Consider the following 14,581-nt stretch of genomic DNA (forward strand, 5'->3'; position numbering starts at 1 on the left):
ATTCGGCCGCCCCGGGCTGGGATTGACCATGTCCCGGGAATTGCGCACCTGCAGCAACGCGCCGCTTGCTAGAGAGGGCGGCAAGCGGTGATACTGTGCCGCTCTCGGCCGAGAGTCCCGGAGGGCGTCCCATGTGAGCGGGGTCCTGCTGGAGGCGGCGGGGAATGGTTCGAACAGCGCGGAGCGGACATGAAAGTCAACATCGAGATCGATTGCACACCGCTCGAGGCACGGCAGTTTTTCGGACTTCCCGACGTCGGCCCGATGCAGGCCGCGGTGATGGACCGGCTTCAGCATCAGATGACCAGCAATATCGACAAGCTGACCCCTGAAGCGATCATGCAGAGCTGGTTCACCTTCGATCCGCGCCTGGCCGAGCGGTTTCAGGACCTGATGCTGACCATGACCGGCCTGGGCGGCAGCCGCTCGAGCGACAAGAAATCGGCCTGATCACGGCCGATCGATTTCGCTGCGCGGAACCAGCGGAGCAGCGAGACGCCTGCACGTCCGGCCTGGAGCCTGCTCCAGACCGAGGCACGCGACCGCCAGCAAAGGCCGGCGCAGCAGCTTGAGGGAGGACGCATGACCGATCCGGCTGGGATGCCGCCGCTGCAGTTTGCGATGACCAACGGCATTCGCATGGGGTACTACGAGGCCGGTCCCGCAACCGACCGGCCGCCCATGATCCTCTGCCACGGCTGGCCGGAATTGGCGTTCTCGTGGCGGCATCAGATGAAGGCGCTTGCGGAGGCCGGCATCCGCGTCATCGCGCCGGACCAGCGCGGCTACGGGGCCACCGACCGGCCGGAGCCGGTCGAGGCCTATGATCTCGAGCATCTCACCGGCGACCTCGTCGGTCTGCTGGATCATCTCGGAATCGACAAGGCGATCTTCGTCGGCCATGACTGGGGCGGGTTCGTCGTCTGGCAGATGCCGCTGCGTCATCTCGACCGTGTCGCCGGCGTGGTCTGCATCAACACGCCGCATCTGCCGCGTGCGCCCGCCGATCCGATCGCGATCATGCGCAAGCGCTTCGGCGACACGATGTACATCGTGCAGTTCCAGGACCCCGCGCGCGAGCCCGATCGGATCTTCGGTTCGCGGGTGGAGCAGACCTTCGACGCCTTCATGCGTAAGCCGCTGCCGCGCAACGATGCGCCGTCGACCGAGCCGCCAGCAGGTGGAATCGCTGCATCGCCCTCGCTCAACCTGGCGTTCCCGCAGATGATCGCGGCCTATGACGCCGCCAAGGACGCGCGGCAGCCGATTCTCTTGGACGCGGAGAAGCGCGTGTTCGTCGAGACATTCTCGCGCACCGGCTTCACCGGCGGCATCAACTGGTATCGCAACATGACCCGCAACTGGCAGCGCTCGGAAGGGCTCGACCATACGGTGCGGGTGCCGTCGCTGATGATCATGGCGGAGAACGATGCCGTGCTGCCGCCCTCGGCCGCCGACGGCATGGAGAAGCTCGTTCCCGACCTGGAGAAATACCTCGTCCGCGACAGCGGCCATTGGACGCAGCAGGAGCAGCCGGCGGAGGTCAGCGCCAAGCTGATCGAATGGCGCCGGCGGAGGTTTGGGTAGGGGCGGGGCGGTTCGGCCGGGGGCGCCTGAGCTGCAGGCCCGTCGTGGACGTAGCGACAGCGGCGCCCCAGCAACAGGTGTCGTCCCGGACAAGCCTGCCGACGCAACGCGTCGGCGGGCGCAGATCCGGGATCCATATTCACCGCCCCTGATCGTGAAAGCGGGCTGGTGCCACAGCGCGTCGCAACCACGAAGGTCGGTGGTTATGGGTCCCGGCGTTCGCCGGGACGACACCTTTTTCCGCGCGACAGCGATGGCTCTGAGAGCTGCCGTCCTAAGCCGCCTGCGCGTTCGCACCATGCGCGTGCTCCGCGATGGCAGCGATGATCACAGGCCAGGTCGGGATGGGGATGGCGTGGCCCATGCGCTCGATCATCACCAGCTTGGCGTTCGGGATCGATTCCGCGGTATCCGTACCGGCTGCGTGATGCACCAGCGGGTCGCGCTTGCCGTGGATGACGAGCGTCGGCGCCGTGACCAGATGCAGCCGTGGCTTGCGGCTGCCGGAGGCGAGGATGGCGCGCAGCTGGCGGCCGACGCCGGCGGGGTTGAGGCCGCGGGCGAAGCAGCGTTCGGCGAGCGCCGCGTCGCGGGCCTCGTCTTCGGGGAAGGAGCCGGCGCGCAGCGCTTTCCAGGTCTTCTGGAAGCGCTTGATGTACTCGTCCCTGGTCTTGGGCGGCGGTGCCATCAGCAACATCGCAACCTCACGGGTCGGCGGAGGAAGGCGCGGGTTCCCGGTCGTCGACATGATCGAGGTCAATGACCGTACGCGATGGGGAAAGCTGATCGCGATCTCCTGGGCGATCATGCCGCCCATCGAGGCGCCGACGAGATGCGCCGACTTGATGTCGAGCGCGTCCATCAGTCCGACCGTGTCGTTGGCCATGTCCAGGATCTTGTAGGGCGCGGACACCGGAATGTGGAAGAAGCGCAGCTTGAGCAGCTCGAACGGCGACAGCCGGCGGCCGCCATGCAGCTTGCTCGACTGGCCGATGTCGCGATTGTCGAAGCGGATGACGCGGAAGCCGCGGGCAGCGAGCTGTTCGCAGAACTCGTCGTCCCAGATGATCATCTGCGCGCCCAGGCCCATGATCAGCAGCAGAGGGGGCGCGCCGGGATCACCGAAGATCTCGTAGCAGATGTCGATACCGTTGGCGCGGACGGTCTGCGGCGGCTGATGAGCAATGGCAGTCACGGTGTTCCCTCGTTCAAGGCCAACGGGTCCTCTATGGCATGGTTCCGTTGATCGAGAGAAGCGGCCCATGATCCTCCCGCACCGCAGCGAGATCGTGCTATGATAGGTTGTGTTTGAGTCTTGTGTTGGTCTGAAGGAGCGTGCCGATGGCGAACAAATCCGGCGACCCGATCGCATTCTGGCAGCAGATGGTCGGGGAGATGCAGAAGAGCTTCACGGCCTTCACCCGGCTGCGCCCGATGGGCGCGGCGACCAGCTCCTCCGATGATCCCGCAACTTCTGGAAACGGACAGAAGCCCATGGCCGATCTGATGGAAAACTACTTCGCCGGCATGAACGTGCCGAGCCGCGGTCAGCTCACGGCGTTGAGCGAACGGCTGACCTCGATCGAGAGCGAACTGGCGGAGACGCGGGCGCTGCTCAAGGAACTGCTGGCCGCGACGAAGGCGCCCCCAGCAGAAAAGCCGGCTGTGGACCTGGTTCCCCAGCTGAACGATATCAAGGGCTTGCTCGACGTGCTTGTTGCCGCGTCCAAGGTCCCGCCGCCCGCCGCCCCGACGCTGGTGGATGTCACGCCTGAACTCCACGTGATCAAGGCTTTGCTGGGCGAGCTTGTTGCCGCATCCAAGGCCCCTCGGCCGGAAGTGAAGCCACCCGTCGATCCCACGCCCCAGTTGAGCGAGATCAAGGCGCTGCTCGACCAATTTCTGAAGGGTGCGCAGACGCGGGAACCTGCAGCCACGGCCTCGATCGAGGCGGGGTTGCGCGAGATCCGGTCCGCGCTCGATGTGCTGGTCAAGCAGACCCAGCATGCGGTCGAGGTCGCGTCGGAGGTAGCCGAGGTTCCTCCTGCGACCGAGGCTCCAGCGTCGGCCGAAGCCGCCTCCAGAGCCGCCGAGCCGGTCCGCCCTGGCAAGTCGCGCAACAAGAAGCACGGCGGCGGCTGAGCCGCATTCCCGATCCTCCCGCAATGGTGCATTGCAACATAACTGTTGCGGTGCACCATTTTTGTGGTATGGTTGAGTTACTCCGGTTTTCTTAGGGACGGAGCGAGAGCCATAGCTCAGACGAGGATGGAGACGACCATGACCACCGAGACCAATACCGTGTTCGATACCGTCAAGGATGCCTTTGCGCCGGTGACGGACGCGTTCAAGAACCTGCAGACCATGGAAGTGCCGGAATCCGCGCGGGAGTTCGTCAAGAAGACCGCGTCGACCGCCAAGGAGCGCGCTGCGGAGGCCCTCGCAGGCTCCGAGAAGGTGACCTCGGCGATCGAGACCGCCGTGTTCGACGGCGTGACCGAGGCCGGCAAGATCAGCCGCAACATCCAGCAGGCGCTGTATCAGGACACCGAGGCGTTCTTCGACGGCCTGGACAAGCTCGCGTCCGCCAAGTCGATCAGCGAAGCCGTTCAGATCCAGGGTGAGCTGGCCCGTGCCCGCGGCGAGGCCCTGGTGGCCCGTGCGAAGTCGACCAGCGAGTATGTCGGCAAGCTCGTCACCGAGGGGGCCAAGGTCGCCCAGGAGAACATGGCCAAGGCCTACAACAAGACCGCCTGATCGCGTCAACAGCGTCAGTCGATCGACCTTCAAGGCCCGCATCGCGCGGGCCTTTTCTTTTGTGATCGGGCGAAACCGGATAAAGCGGGGATCATGCCCCAGTCGCTGTCCCGCATCGTCAGCCAGCTCAAGAGCGAGCCCTCGCGCACGGGGTCGCTGATCATCACGGTGTTCGGCGACGCCATCGTGCCGCGCGGTGGCAGCGTCTGGCTCGGCAGCCTGCTCGCCTTCTTCGAGGGACTCGCGATCGACGGCAGCGTCGTCCGCACGGCGATGTCGCGGCTGACCGCGGAGGGCTGGTTCGAGCGCACCAAGAGCGGCCGCAACAGCTTCTATCGCCTGACCCGGCGCGGCGAGCAGACCTTTGCCGGCGCCACCCGGCACATCTACGATTCGCCGCCGGCCGAATGGAACGGCAGCTTCGAGCTGGTGCTGACCGGCAGCGCCGATGACCGCGAGCAAGCCCGGACCGCGTTGCGCGACGCCGGCTTTGGCAGCCCGCTGCCCGGCGTGTTCGTGGCGCCCTCGAGCATTGCCGTGCCCGATGCCGTGGAGGGCGCGATCCGCCTGCAGACCTCCGCGGGCTCCGACATGGCGCGGCGGCTGGTCGCCGAGAGCTGGGCGCTGGAGCGGACGGCCGAGGCCTATCGCAAGTTCAGCGCGTCGTTCGCGCCGCTCAAGGCCAGCATCGAACGCGGCGAGGCGCTGACCGACGGCCAGGCCTTCACCGCCCGGATCTTGCTGATCCACCACTATCGGCGCGTCGTGCTGCGCGATCCACTGCTGCCGGCCGAGCTGTTGCCCGGGAACTGGCCGGGGCGGCAGGCGAGGGCGCTGTGCGGTGAGATCTATCGATTGCTGCTGACCGGTGCCGAGCGCTGGCTCGACGCGCATGCGACCAACGAGGACGGGCCGCTGCCGGTGGCGGATGCGGCGCTGATGCGGCGGTTCACCGACGAGGATGAGGCGCGCTGATATATTACGGAATTCGATTGCATCACTCGAATTTTGTAATATGTTGGCGGCAACCAAGTCCTGGGAGGACGCCGCCGCATGTACACGCAGGCGCTTAATTCGCCCGAGGAGGGCAGCCACGCCGAGGACGCCGTGCGCGCCCAACGGTTTCAGGCGCGCATCGATGCCGAGGAGCGCATCGAGCCGAACGACTGGATGCCGGCGGCCTACCGCAAGACGCTGGTCCGACAGATTTCCCAGCACGCCCATTCCGAAATCGTCGGCATGCTGCCCGAGGGCAACTGGATCACGCGCGCGCCGAGCCTGCGCCGCAAGGCGGCGCTGCTCGCCAAGGTCCAGGACGAATGCGGCCACGGGCTCTACCTCTACGCCGCCGCCGAGACGCTCGGCGCCTCGCGCGAGGAGCTGGTCGACGCGATGCTGGCGGGCAAAGCGAAGTACTCCTCGATCTTCAACTACCCGACCCTGACCTGGGCTGACATCGGCGTGATCGGCTGGCTTGTCGACGGCGCCGCGATCATGAACCAGATTCCGCTGTGCCGCTGCTCCTACGGTCCGTATGCGCGCGCGATGATCCGCGTCTGCAAGGAAGAATCGTTCCACCAGCGCCAGGGCTACGAGATCATGCTGACGCTCTGCCACGGTACGGCCGAGCAGAAGGCGATGGCGCAGGACGCGCTGAACCGCTGGTGGTGGCCGGTGCTGATGATGTTCGGCCCGCCCGATCAGGCAAGCCAGCACAGCGACACCTCGACCAAATGGAAGATCAAGCGCTTCTCGAATGACGAGCTGCGCCAGAAGTTCATCGATGCCACCGTCCCGCAGGCGCAGTATCTCGGTCTGACGATGCCCGATCCCGAGATGAAGCAGGACGAGCAGGGCCATTGGCGGCACGGCCCGATCGACTGGAACGAGTTCAAGCAGGTGCTCGCCGGCAACGGCCCATGCAACCGTGATCGGCTCGCGGCGCGTCGCAAGGCGCATGCCGACGGCGCCTGGGTGCGCGAGGCCGCGGCCGCCTATGCCGAGAAGCGCGCGCGGCGCCAGATGGCGCAGGCCGCCGAGTAGGACAGGGAGAGCGAAATGGCGACGCCGAACACGCCGTTGTGGGAGGTCTTCATCCGCAGCCGCAACGGGCTCGCGCACAAGCATTGCGGCTCGCTGCATGCGCCCGACGCCACCATGGCGCTGCAGGCCGCGCGCGACCTCTACACCCGCCGCGGAGAAGGCTTGTCGATCTGGGTGGTGCCGTCGAGCGCGATTACCGCCTCCGATCCCGCCGACAAGGGCATGATGTTCGAGCCGGCGGAATCGAAGATCTATCGTCACCCGACGTTCTATGAAGTGCCGGAAGAAGTCGGGCATATGTAGGTGCAACTCCTCATGGTGAGGAGGCGCGTAGCGCCGTCTCGAACCATGAGGCCCGGTATCGCTTATGGCCCATCCTTCGAGACGCCCGCCTGCGGCGGGCTCCTCAGGATGAGGTCGAATGCGTGGCTTCAGAGGCGAAACGTCATGACCGCTCCCTCGATCACCGTCTCCGAAACGCCGCTGGTGCTTTACACGCTGCGTCGTGCCGATGATGCGCTGATCCTCGGCCATCGCCTGTCGGAATGGTGCGGCCACGCGCCTGTTCTCGAAGAGGACATGGCGCTGTCCAACATGGCGCTCGACCTGATCGGCCAGGCGCGCGAGCTCTACGGCTACGCGGCGAAGGTCGAGGGCCGCGGCCATGACGAGGACAAGCTCGCTTATCTCCGCGACGTCAGGCAGTACCGCAACCTGCTTCTGGTCGAGCGTCCCAACGGCGATTTCGCACACACGATGGTGCGGCAGCTGTTCTACGCGGCGTTCGCCGATCTCTATTGGCGCGGCATGATGGGCTCCACCGATGCGACGCTCGCGGCGATCGCGGCCAAGTCGGAGAAGGAATGCGCCTATCATCTGCGCCATGCCAGCGAATGGGTGATCCGGCTCGGTGACGGCACCGACGAAAGCCACGCCCGCGCGCAGGCCGCGGTCGACGATCTCTGGGCGTATACCGGCGAGATGTTCAGCGTCGACGACTCCGAGCGTGGCCTGATCGATGCCGGCATCGCGATCGACCCGACGATGCTGTTGCCGGAATGGCTGTCGATCGTCTCGCACCTCGTGCGCGAGGCGTCGTTGGTGCTGCCTGAGAACGACTGGATGCAGCAGGGCGGCCGCGACGGGCGGCACAGCGAGCATCTCGGCCATCTCCTCAGCGAGCTGCAATATATGCAGCGCAGTTTCCCCGGTGCGACGTGGTAGTCGCCGACACCAGCCCGGCCGAGTTGCGCCAGCGTGCCTGGGACGCGGCGGCGTCGGTCGCCGATCCGGAAATCCCGGTGCTGACGATCGATGATCTCGGCGTGCTGCGCGAGGTCGAGGTGGTCGGCGACCGCGTCGAGGTCGCGATCACGCCGACCTATTCCGGCTGTCCCGCCATGAACATGATCGCGCTGGAGATCGAGCTCGCGCTGGAGCGCGCCGGCTTTCGCGAGGCCAGCGTGCGCACCGTGCTGTCGCCGGCCTGGACCACCGACTGGATGAGCGAGCAGGGCCGCCGCAAGCTGCGAGAGTATGGGATCGCGCCGCCGCAAGCCACGAGCGGCCGGCGGGCGCTGTTCGGCGTCGCCGAGGTCGCGTGTCCGCAATGCGGCTCGGTCGACACAGAGCAATTGGCCGAGTTCGGCTCGACCTCGTGCAAGGCATTGTGGCGCTGCAAGTCGTGCCGCGAGCCGTTCGATTACTTCAAGTGCCACTGATGCAGCCACAGCCGTCATGGCGAGCGAAGCGAAGCTTTCAAGGGCTGCGTACGCGGCTCTGGATTGCTTCGCTTCGCTCGCAATGACGCGGGGATAGAACCGATGTCGACAACGCCGCGCTTCCACCGTCTTGCTGTCCGTGACTTGCGCCGCGAGGCGCCTGATGCGGTGTCGCTGACGTTTGCGATTCCGAGCGAGCTGACAGCGGACTATCAGTTCGCACCGGGACAATATCTCACGCTGAAGACCACGCTCGGCGGCGAAGAGGTCCGCCGCTCTTATTCGATCTGTTCCGGCCCCGACGATAATGAGATTCGCATTGCCGTGAAGCGCGTCGATGGCGGCGCGTTCTCCAGCTTCGTCACCGACGAATTGAAGCGTGGCGACCAGATCGACGTCATGACGCCGACCGGACGTTTCGGCGTGGCGCTGCAGCCGGAGGCGGCGCGCACCCATGTCGGCTTCGCGGCGGGATCGGGCATCACGCCGATCCTGTCGATCGTCAAAGCTGTGCTGGCCCGCGAGCCCGACAGCCGCTTCTTCCTGTTCTACGGCAACCGCACCACCGCGGGCATGCTGTTCCGCGAGGAGTTGGAGGAGTTGAAAGATCGCTTCCTCCAGCGCTTCTCGCTGTTCCACGTCATCTCCGGCGAGGAGCAGGATCTGCCGATCCTGCAAGGCCGCCTCGACGGCGAGAAGGTACGCATGCTGCTGCGCTCGCTGGTGCCGGCCGAGAGCGTCGACCACGTCTTCATCTGCGGCCCCACCGGGATGAGCGAGGACATCGAGGCCGCCTGCCGCGCGCTCGGCATCGCCGACGAGCGCGTCCATGTCGAGCGCTTCGTCTCCGGCGCCGGCGGCAGGCCGCGACCAAAGATGATCGTTCCTGACTCCGCGCCACCCAAGGCGATTGCCGCCCTGATCATCGACGGCAAGCGCCGCGAAGTCCCGGTGGCCGAGGGCGAGGCCATCCTCGATGCCGCACTGCGCGCCGGCGTCGACCTGCCGTTCGCCTGCAAAGGCGGCATGTGCTCCACCTGCCGCGCCAAGCTGGTCGAGGGCAAGGCCGAGATGGAGCTGAACTACTCGCTCGAGCCGTGGGAGCTGCAGGCGGGTTTCGTGCTGACGTGCCAGGCGAGGCCGGTGACGGAGCGGGTGGTGGTGGACTACGATCATATGTGAGGGGAGGGCCCGCCACTTCTACTCCTCACCCCGAGGAGCCCGCCGGAGGCGGGCGTCTCGAAGGGTGAGGCCCGGGCTGTGGCCTCATGGTTCGAGACGCGCCTGCGGTGCTCCTCACCATGAGGGTATCGAGTTGTTCGTGCGGGTTAGTCGCTTTCATAGCTTTTCGGAGTCGCGCGCCTCCTCAAAAGTCGTTCTGCGTGCAGAGAGAGCCTGCAGCGCATCGAGATCGCCACGAATTAAAGCTTCCTTCTTGGCGCGGGTCCATTTCTTCAGGCTGCGCTCGTTCTCGATGGCATCCGTGATCCGCTCGAACCATTGCGAGTAGATCAGTTGGACTGGACGCCGTGTCAACGTGTAGCCGCCGAAGCTTCCGTCATTGTGCTGGGCCAGGCGCAGCTCCAGCGACGTGCGTGTGGTTCCGATGTAGAGACGGCCGTCGGCGCAGAGCAGGATGTAGAGATAGGCGCCTTCGGTCATGGTTTTTCCCTCGCTGCTTCTCCTCACCCTGAGGAGCCCGCCGGGGGCGGGCGTCTCGAAGGGCGAGGCCCAAGCTGTGGCCTCATGGTTCGAGACGCGCCTTGCGGCGCTCCTCACCATGAGGAGCTGCATTGCGCGGTCCGCGCAAGTCACGCCACCGGCCGCCGATCCTTGATCCGCTTCGCCTTGCCCGCCGAGCGCTCCAGTGTGTCCGGCGGCACGGCCTTCACCTTCGCTGTCACGCCGATGGTGTTCTTGATGTGGATCGAGATCCGCTCCGCGTGCTCGCTTAAGCCCGTCTCGTCCCAATGCTCGGGGCGCGACTCCGCGTAGATCGTCAACTCGTCCATGCGGCCTTCACGCGTGAGTTCGAGCATGAAATGGCCGCCGCACCATTCGGTGGTCAGCAAAATCTCCTCGATCTGCGACGGGAACAAATTGACGCCGCGCAGGATGATCATGTCGTCGGAGCGTCCCGTGACCTTCTCCATCCGGCGCATGCCCGGCCGAGCGGTGCCGGGCAATAGCCGCGTCAGGTCGCGGGTGCGATAGCGGATGATCGGGAAAGCCTCCTTGGTCAGCGAGGTGAACACCAATTCGCCCATTTCGCCGTCGGGCAGCACCTTGCCGGTGTCGGGGTCGACGATCTCCGGGTAGAAATGGTCCTCCCAGATGTGCAGCCCGTCCTTGGTCTCCAGGCACTCCTGCGCGACGCCCGGACCGATCACCTCGGACAGGCCGTAGATGTCGGTGGCATCCATCGCGAACGCATCCTCGATCTCGGCGCGCATCGCGTTGGTCCAGGGCTCGGCGCCGAAGATGCCGATCTTCAGCGAGCTCTGCCGGGGATCGAGGCCTTGGCGCCTGAACTCGTCGAGGATGGCCAGCATGTAGCTCGGCGTCACCGTGATGATCTCGGGGCGGAAATCGTTGATCAGCTGCACCTGCCGCTCGGTCATGCCGCCGGAGATCGGCACCACGGTGCAGCCGAGCTGCTCGGCGCCGTAGTGGACGCCGAGGCCGCCGGTGAACAGGCCGTAGCCATACGCATTGTGGATGATCATGCCGCCGCGGCCGCCGGCGGCGCGGATCGAGCGGGCCATCACGGTCGACCAGGTCGCGATGTCGTTCTTGGTGTAGCCGACGACGATCGGCTTGCCGGTCGTGCCCGAGGAGGCGTGCACCCGGACCAGCTGCTCGCGCGGCACGGCGAACATGTTGAACGGGTAGTTGTCGCGCAGGTCGGTCTTCACCGTGAAGGGAAATTTGGCGAGATCCGCCAGCTCGCGGAAATCCGACGGATGCACGCCGGCCTTGTCGAAGGCCTGCCGGTAATGGGCGACGTTGTCATAGGCGTGCTTCAGCGACCAGGCGAGGCGCCTGGTCTGCAGCGCAATGATCTCGTCGCGCGAGGCGCGCTCGGTGTCGTCCATCTCGGGCACGTAGCTGCCTGCCGATTGATGCTTGGTCATGGGTCATGTCCTCCGGCGGATCAGCCTGCGGCTTCGGGCGTACCGGCCGGCACCAGCGTGCCGCCGATGCTGCGGGAATGGCCACGAAACTCGGCAATGACGGTCTCGCCTGCGGCGACACGGACGTCGTAGATGCCGGAGCGCCCGCTGCGCGACACTTCGTGCGCACGGGCGGTCAGGACATCGCCGAGCTTGCCCGGCCGGATGAAGCTGATGCTGCCCTGGGCCGCCACGGTGCGGTCGTTGTGGGAGTTGCAGGCGAATGCGAAGGCGGAATCGGCCAAGGTGAAGATGAAGCCGCCATGGGCGATGCCATGGCCGTTGACCATGTGCGGCTGGATCGTCATCTGCAGGGTCGCGCGGCCCGGACCGATCTCGACGATCTGCATGCCCAGCCCCTGGCTGGCGCGATCGTCCTGCCACATCGCGTCCGCGCAGGCCCGGGCGAGGGCGTCGGGAGAGAGTTGCGCCGCTCCGCTCATGGGCGGGCCTCCGGCCGCGCAGCGGCCAGAATCGGCGCATGAGGATGCGCTGGTGAAACCACGGCGTTCTCTCCCGCTGATGCTTGTTGGAACAAGCATTCTGAACTAGTTAAGCGCGATATCGTGGCGAATATTCCGCGCGCGTCAAGCGAAAGCGATGCTTGCGCAGCCAGCGTGCCGCCGCCTCTTTTCCGCAACCAGAAGGACTGCCGCGCGTGCCGGAAACTGCTGATGTGGCCATCATGGCCGGTCTGGGGATTGGCCTCGTCTATGGCGTGGTCGGGCTGCTCAGCGGCTTCTGCATGATGAGCAGCCTGCGCGGCTGGTGGGCCGCCGGCGACGGCCGTCTGGTGCGAACTTACGCGCTGGCGATGGGCGTTGCGGTGATCGCCACGCAGCTGCTCGCGGCCAATGGCGCCGTCGATCTCGGCAAGTCGATCTACCTGCAGCCGACCTTCTCGCTGCCGTCGATGTTCGCCGGCGGTGTCCTGTTCGGCTACGGCATGGTGCTGGCGAATGGCTGCGGCTCGCGGGCGCTGGTGCTGCTTGGCCGCGGCAATCTGCGCTCCTTCGTCGTGGTGATTGTGCTGGCGGTCGCGGCGGAGATGACGCTGAAGGGGCTGATCGCGCCGCTGCGCATCGCGCTGATGCAGACGTCCCAGACAACGGCAACGGCGACGTCGCTCCCCGCGCTGCTCTCGGTCGGTGGCCTGCACGGCGCGCCGGCGCGGCTGCTGCCGGCGCTAGCGCTCAGTTGCGCGCTGCTTGTCTTCGCCTTTGCGCATGCGCCGTTCCGGCGCGCGCCCGGCCAGATGCTCGCCGGTCTCATCGTCGGACTGCTGATCGCCGCGGGCTGGTTTGCAACCGGGTATCTTGGCGCTGACGATTTCAATCCGGTACCGGTGGCCTCGTTGACCTTCGTCGCACCGATTGCCGATGCCCTGCAATATGTGATGCTGTCGACCGGATCGACGGTGAGTTTCGGCATCGCCACCGTGGCCGGCGTGCTGGCCGGCAGCCTCGTGACCGCGCTGGTCACGCGCCGGTTCAAGCTCGAAGGCTTTCACTCGCCGCGGCACATGCTGCGCTCGGCCGGCGGCGCCGCGCTGATGGGCGTAGGCGGCGTCATGGCGCTGGGCTGCTCGGTCGGGCAGGGGCTCACGGGACTGTCGACCCTGGCGCTGCCGTCGTTCGTGGCGATCGCCGGGATCTTCATCGGCACAGCGGTTGGTTTGCGTGGGGCCCTGCGGGTGCGGCCATTGAAGATCGAGCCGCAGGCGGCGCATTAGTTCAACTCCGTCACCCCCACCGTCATTCCGGGGCAATCGTCGATGCGCGCTAGTGCATCGATGATTGAACCCGGAATCTCGAGAGGGCCGGACAAGAACGCAAGACAATCTCGGGATTCCGGGTTCAAGGCCTGTCGGCCTTGCCCCGGAATGACGGTGGGTGGGACGCGGTCGAACGCTCACTCCGCCGCGCGCGTGACGATGCGGATTTCCGATGTCAGCGTCCGGTGCACCGGGCATTTGTCGGCGATCTCCATCAGCTTCTTGCGCTGCTCCTCGTCGAGTGCGCCGTCGAGATGGATCTCGCGCTCAAGCTGGTCGATCAGGCCGACCCTGGTCTCGCACTCCGCGCAGTCCTCCGCGTGGATCTTGCTGTGGCGGAGGGTCACGGTGACCCGGTCGAGCGGCAGGAATTTGCGGTCGGCATAGAGCCGCATCGTCATCGACGTGCAGGCGCCGAGCGCGGCGAGCAACAGATCATAGGGGCCGGGGCCGGTGTCCTGGCCACCCACCGAGACCGGCTCGTCGGCCGTCAGCCGATGCGGGCCGAGCGCGATGCTCTGCTGCAGCTTGCTCGCGCGGGTCTCGCGCACGACGACGTCGCGCGGGCCGTCTTTGGCTGACGGCTCGGCGGAGGCCGGTGTGACATAGCGGCTGGCCCAACCCGCGATCACCTCGGCGATATAGGCGGCATCCAGCTTGTTGCTGATGAGATGGTCGGCATGGTCCAGCGAGATGAAGCTCTTCGGGTGCTTGGCGGCGACGAAGATGTGGGTCGCATTGTCGATCCCGACGGTGTCGTCGACGGGCGAATGCATCACCAGGAGCGCCTTGTGCAGATGCCTGACCTTGTCGAGAAGGCGCTGCTCGGCGACGTCGTCGAGGAACGAGCTGCTGATGCGGAACGGGCGGCCCGCGAGCGAGACCTCGGCCGAGCCGTCGCGGCGGATCGCCTCGAGACTGTCCTTGAACATGTCGGTGACATGGGCCGGATCGGACGGGGCTGCGATGGTCACCACGGCCCTTGCATCGGGAATGTCGCCGGCGGCGGCCAGCATGGCGGCGCCGCCGAGGCTGTGGCCGATCAGGATCGCCGGCGCCTGTTTTGTCTCGCGCAGATGATCGGCGGCGCGGACGAGGTCGGCGACGTTGGAGGAGAACGTCGTGTTGGCGAAGTCGCCCTCGCTGGAGCCGAGGCCGGTGAAGTCGAACCGTAGCACGGCGACGCCATGCGCCGTCAGCGCCATCGCAATGCGCCGCGCCGCATGGGTGTCCTTGCCGCAGGAGAAGCAATGCGCGAACAGCGCATAGGCGCGCGGCGCGCCGTCGGGCATGTCGAGGGCCGCAGACAGTTTGTCGCCGCTTGCGCCTTGAAACTGGAAACGTTCGGTCGGCATGGTTGGTCTCCCATCGGTGCGTCCGCTCGCGGCGATGCGCTGCGTCGTCTCACATTGTCGTATATCAGATCGGGCCTGCATGTGCCGGTGAGTGGAACCGATCAGCACCCTTCGTGCGGCCTCTGGATTGCGGCGCTTGCGCTCGCAATGACTGCCGTGGCGGGCAGCGGA

The 14,581-nt window shown here is 66.2% G+C and carries 16 protein-coding genes; 11 read left to right on the forward strand and 5 right to left on the reverse strand.

Translation table 11 applies throughout. The annotated features are described in order from the left end of the window. Positions 1-189: 189 nt before the first annotated feature. Together QX108_RS20905 and QX108_RS20910 are read left to right on the forward strand one after the other, a co-directional pair. Positions 190-450, forward strand: coding sequence for a DUF6489 family protein (locus QX108_RS20905; protein ID WP_172111972.1), 261 nt, complete (start codon positions 190-192; stop codon positions 448-450). A 132-nt stretch (positions 451-582) separates the two neighbouring features. After that, entirely contained in the window at positions 583-1,587 is a 1,005-nt protein-coding gene (locus tag QX108_RS20910) for an alpha/beta hydrolase (protein ID WP_315782637.1), read from the forward strand. 274 nt (positions 1,588-1,861) lie between these two features. Here the strand turns inward: QX108_RS20910 and QX108_RS20915 are convergent, their stop codons facing one another. After that, positions 1,862-2,782: an alpha/beta hydrolase gene (locus tag QX108_RS20915; protein ID WP_315719141.1), complete on the reverse strand. Its 921-nt coding sequence runs from the start codon at positions 2,780-2,782 to the stop codon at positions 1,862-1,864. Between the two features lie 146 nt (positions 2,783-2,928). Here QX108_RS20915 and QX108_RS20920 point away from each other — a divergent pair, with 146 nt between their 5' ends. The 8 genes from QX108_RS20920 (at position 2,929) to paaE (ending at position 9,290) form a co-directional block, all read left to right on the forward strand. Next, positions 2,929-3,729, forward strand: a complete 801-nt coding sequence (locus QX108_RS20920; protein ID WP_315782635.1) for a hypothetical protein — start codon at positions 2,929-2,931, stop codon at positions 3,727-3,729. 138 nt (positions 3,730-3,867) lie between these two features. Continuing rightward, the gene (locus QX108_RS20925; protein WP_315719143.1) at positions 3,868-4,344 is read left to right on the forward strand and encodes a phasin; all 477 of its coding nucleotides are present in this window, start codon (positions 3,868-3,870) and stop codon (positions 4,342-4,344) included. A 93-nt stretch (positions 4,345-4,437) separates the two neighbouring features. Next, positions 4,438-5,319, forward strand: a complete 882-nt coding sequence (gene paaX / locus QX108_RS20930; RefSeq protein WP_315782632.1) for a phenylacetic acid degradation operon negative regulatory protein PaaX — start codon at positions 4,438-4,440, stop codon at positions 5,317-5,319. A 78-nt stretch (positions 5,320-5,397) separates the two neighbouring features. Continuing rightward, complete coding sequence (gene paaA, locus QX108_RS20935; protein ID WP_315719145.1) at positions 5,398-6,387, forward strand: 1,2-phenylacetyl-CoA epoxidase subunit PaaA; 990 nt, start codon at positions 5,398-5,400, stop codon at positions 6,385-6,387. Positions 6,388-6,402: 15 nt separating this feature from the next. Next, complete coding sequence (gene paaB / locus QX108_RS20940) at positions 6,403-6,690, forward strand: 1,2-phenylacetyl-CoA epoxidase subunit PaaB (protein WP_009025702.1); 288 nt, start codon at positions 6,403-6,405, stop codon at positions 6,688-6,690. Between the two features lie 144 nt (positions 6,691-6,834). After that, positions 6,835-7,611 carry a 1,2-phenylacetyl-CoA epoxidase subunit PaaC gene (gene paaC, locus QX108_RS20945; protein ID WP_315782630.1) on the forward strand — a complete coding sequence of 259 codons (777 nt, stop codon included), beginning with the start codon at positions 6,835-6,837 and terminating at the stop codon, positions 7,609-7,611. Continuing rightward, positions 7,605-8,108, forward strand: a complete 504-nt coding sequence (gene paaD, locus QX108_RS20950) for a 1,2-phenylacetyl-CoA epoxidase subunit PaaD (RefSeq protein WP_315782628.1) — start codon at positions 7,605-7,607, stop codon at positions 8,106-8,108. The genes paaC and paaD overlap by 7 nt, the downstream gene beginning before the upstream one ends. A 102-nt stretch (positions 8,109-8,210) precedes the next feature. Continuing rightward, positions 8,211-9,290, forward strand: coding sequence for a 1,2-phenylacetyl-CoA epoxidase subunit PaaE (gene paaE / locus QX108_RS20955; RefSeq protein ID WP_315782626.1), 1,080 nt, complete (start codon positions 8,211-8,213; stop codon positions 9,288-9,290). Between the two features lie 156 nt (positions 9,291-9,446). Here paaE and QX108_RS20960 read toward each other — a convergent pair whose 3' ends face one another. The 3 genes from QX108_RS20960 to paaI form a co-directional block, all read right to left on the reverse strand. Continuing rightward, positions 9,447-9,770, reverse strand: a complete 324-nt coding sequence (locus tag QX108_RS20960) for a GIY-YIG nuclease family protein (RefSeq protein WP_315782624.1) — start codon at positions 9,768-9,770, stop codon at positions 9,447-9,449. Between the two features lie 149 nt (positions 9,771-9,919). Further along, on the reverse strand, positions 9,920-11,242 hold the full coding sequence (gene paaK, locus QX108_RS20965) for a phenylacetate--CoA ligase PaaK (RefSeq protein ID WP_315782622.1): 1,323 nt from the start codon (positions 11,240-11,242) through the stop codon (positions 9,920-9,922). A 20-nt stretch (positions 11,243-11,262) separates the two neighbouring features. Then, the gene (paaI, locus tag QX108_RS20970) at positions 11,263-11,724 is read right to left on the reverse strand and encodes a hydroxyphenylacetyl-CoA thioesterase PaaI (RefSeq protein WP_315782620.1); all 462 of its coding nucleotides are present in this window, start codon (positions 11,722-11,724) and stop codon (positions 11,263-11,265) included. 242 nt (positions 11,725-11,966) lie between these two features. On the opposite strand from paaI, the gene QX108_RS20975 reads away from it, so the two are divergent. Beyond that, positions 11,967-13,013 carry a YeeE/YedE family protein gene (locus QX108_RS20975; protein WP_315782934.1) on the forward strand — a complete coding sequence of 349 codons (1,047 nt, stop codon included), beginning with the start codon at positions 11,967-11,969 and terminating at the stop codon, positions 13,011-13,013. Between the two features lie 179 nt (positions 13,014-13,192). Here QX108_RS20975 and QX108_RS20980 read toward each other — a convergent pair whose 3' ends face one another. Beyond that, positions 13,193-14,410, reverse strand: a complete 1,218-nt coding sequence (locus QX108_RS20980) for a bifunctional alpha/beta hydrolase/OsmC family protein (protein WP_315782618.1) — start codon at positions 14,408-14,410, stop codon at positions 13,193-13,195. Between the last annotated feature and the right edge of the window lie 171 nt (positions 14,411-14,581).

It is taken from the genome of Bradyrhizobium sp. SZCCHNR1002, from assembly GCF_032381435.1.
Taxonomy (GTDB): Bacteria; Pseudomonadota; Alphaproteobacteria; order Rhizobiales; family Xanthobacteraceae; genus Bradyrhizobium; species Bradyrhizobium aeschynomenes.

Coding starts and splice junctions, on each gene's coding strand:
- QX108_RS20905 (WP_172111972.1), top strand. CDS start 190: ATGAAAGTCAACATCGAGATCGATTGCACACCGCTCGAGGCACGGCAG.
- QX108_RS20910 (WP_315782637.1), top strand. CDS start 583: ATGACCGATCCGGCTGGGATGCCGCCGCTGCAGTTTGCGATGACCAAC.
- QX108_RS20920 (WP_315782635.1), top strand. CDS start 2,929: ATGGCGAACAAATCCGGCGACCCGATCGCATTCTGGCAGCAGATGGTC.
- QX108_RS20925 (WP_315719143.1), top strand. CDS start 3,868: ATGACCACCGAGACCAATACCGTGTTCGATACCGTCAAGGATGCCTTT.
- paaX (WP_315782632.1), top strand. CDS start 4,438: ATGCCCCAGTCGCTGTCCCGCATCGTCAGCCAGCTCAAGAGCGAGCCC.
- paaA (WP_315719145.1), top strand. CDS start 5,398: ATGTACACGCAGGCGCTTAATTCGCCCGAGGAGGGCAGCCACGCCGAG.
- paaB (WP_009025702.1), top strand. CDS start 6,403: ATGGCGACGCCGAACACGCCGTTGTGGGAGGTCTTCATCCGCAGCCGC.
- paaC (WP_315782630.1), top strand. CDS start 6,835: ATGACCGCTCCCTCGATCACCGTCTCCGAAACGCCGCTGGTGCTTTAC.
- paaE (WP_315782626.1), top strand. CDS start 8,211: ATGTCGACAACGCCGCGCTTCCACCGTCTTGCTGTCCGTGACTTGCGC.
- QX108_RS20960 (WP_315782624.1), bottom strand. CDS start 9,770: ATGACCGAAGGCGCCTATCTCTACATCCTGCTCTGCGCCGACGGCCGT.
- paaK (WP_315782622.1), bottom strand. CDS start 11,242: ATGACCAAGCATCAATCGGCAGGCAGCTACGTGCCCGAGATGGACGAC.
- paaI (WP_315782620.1), bottom strand. CDS start 11,724: ATGAGCGGAGCGGCGCAACTCTCTCCCGACGCCCTCGCCCGGGCCTGC.
- QX108_RS20975 (WP_315782934.1), top strand. CDS start 11,967: ATGGCCGGTCTGGGGATTGGCCTCGTCTATGGCGTGGTCGGGCTGCTC.
- QX108_RS20980 (WP_315782618.1), bottom strand. CDS start 14,410: ATGCCGACCGAACGTTTCCAGTTTCAAGGCGCAAGCGGCGACAAACTG.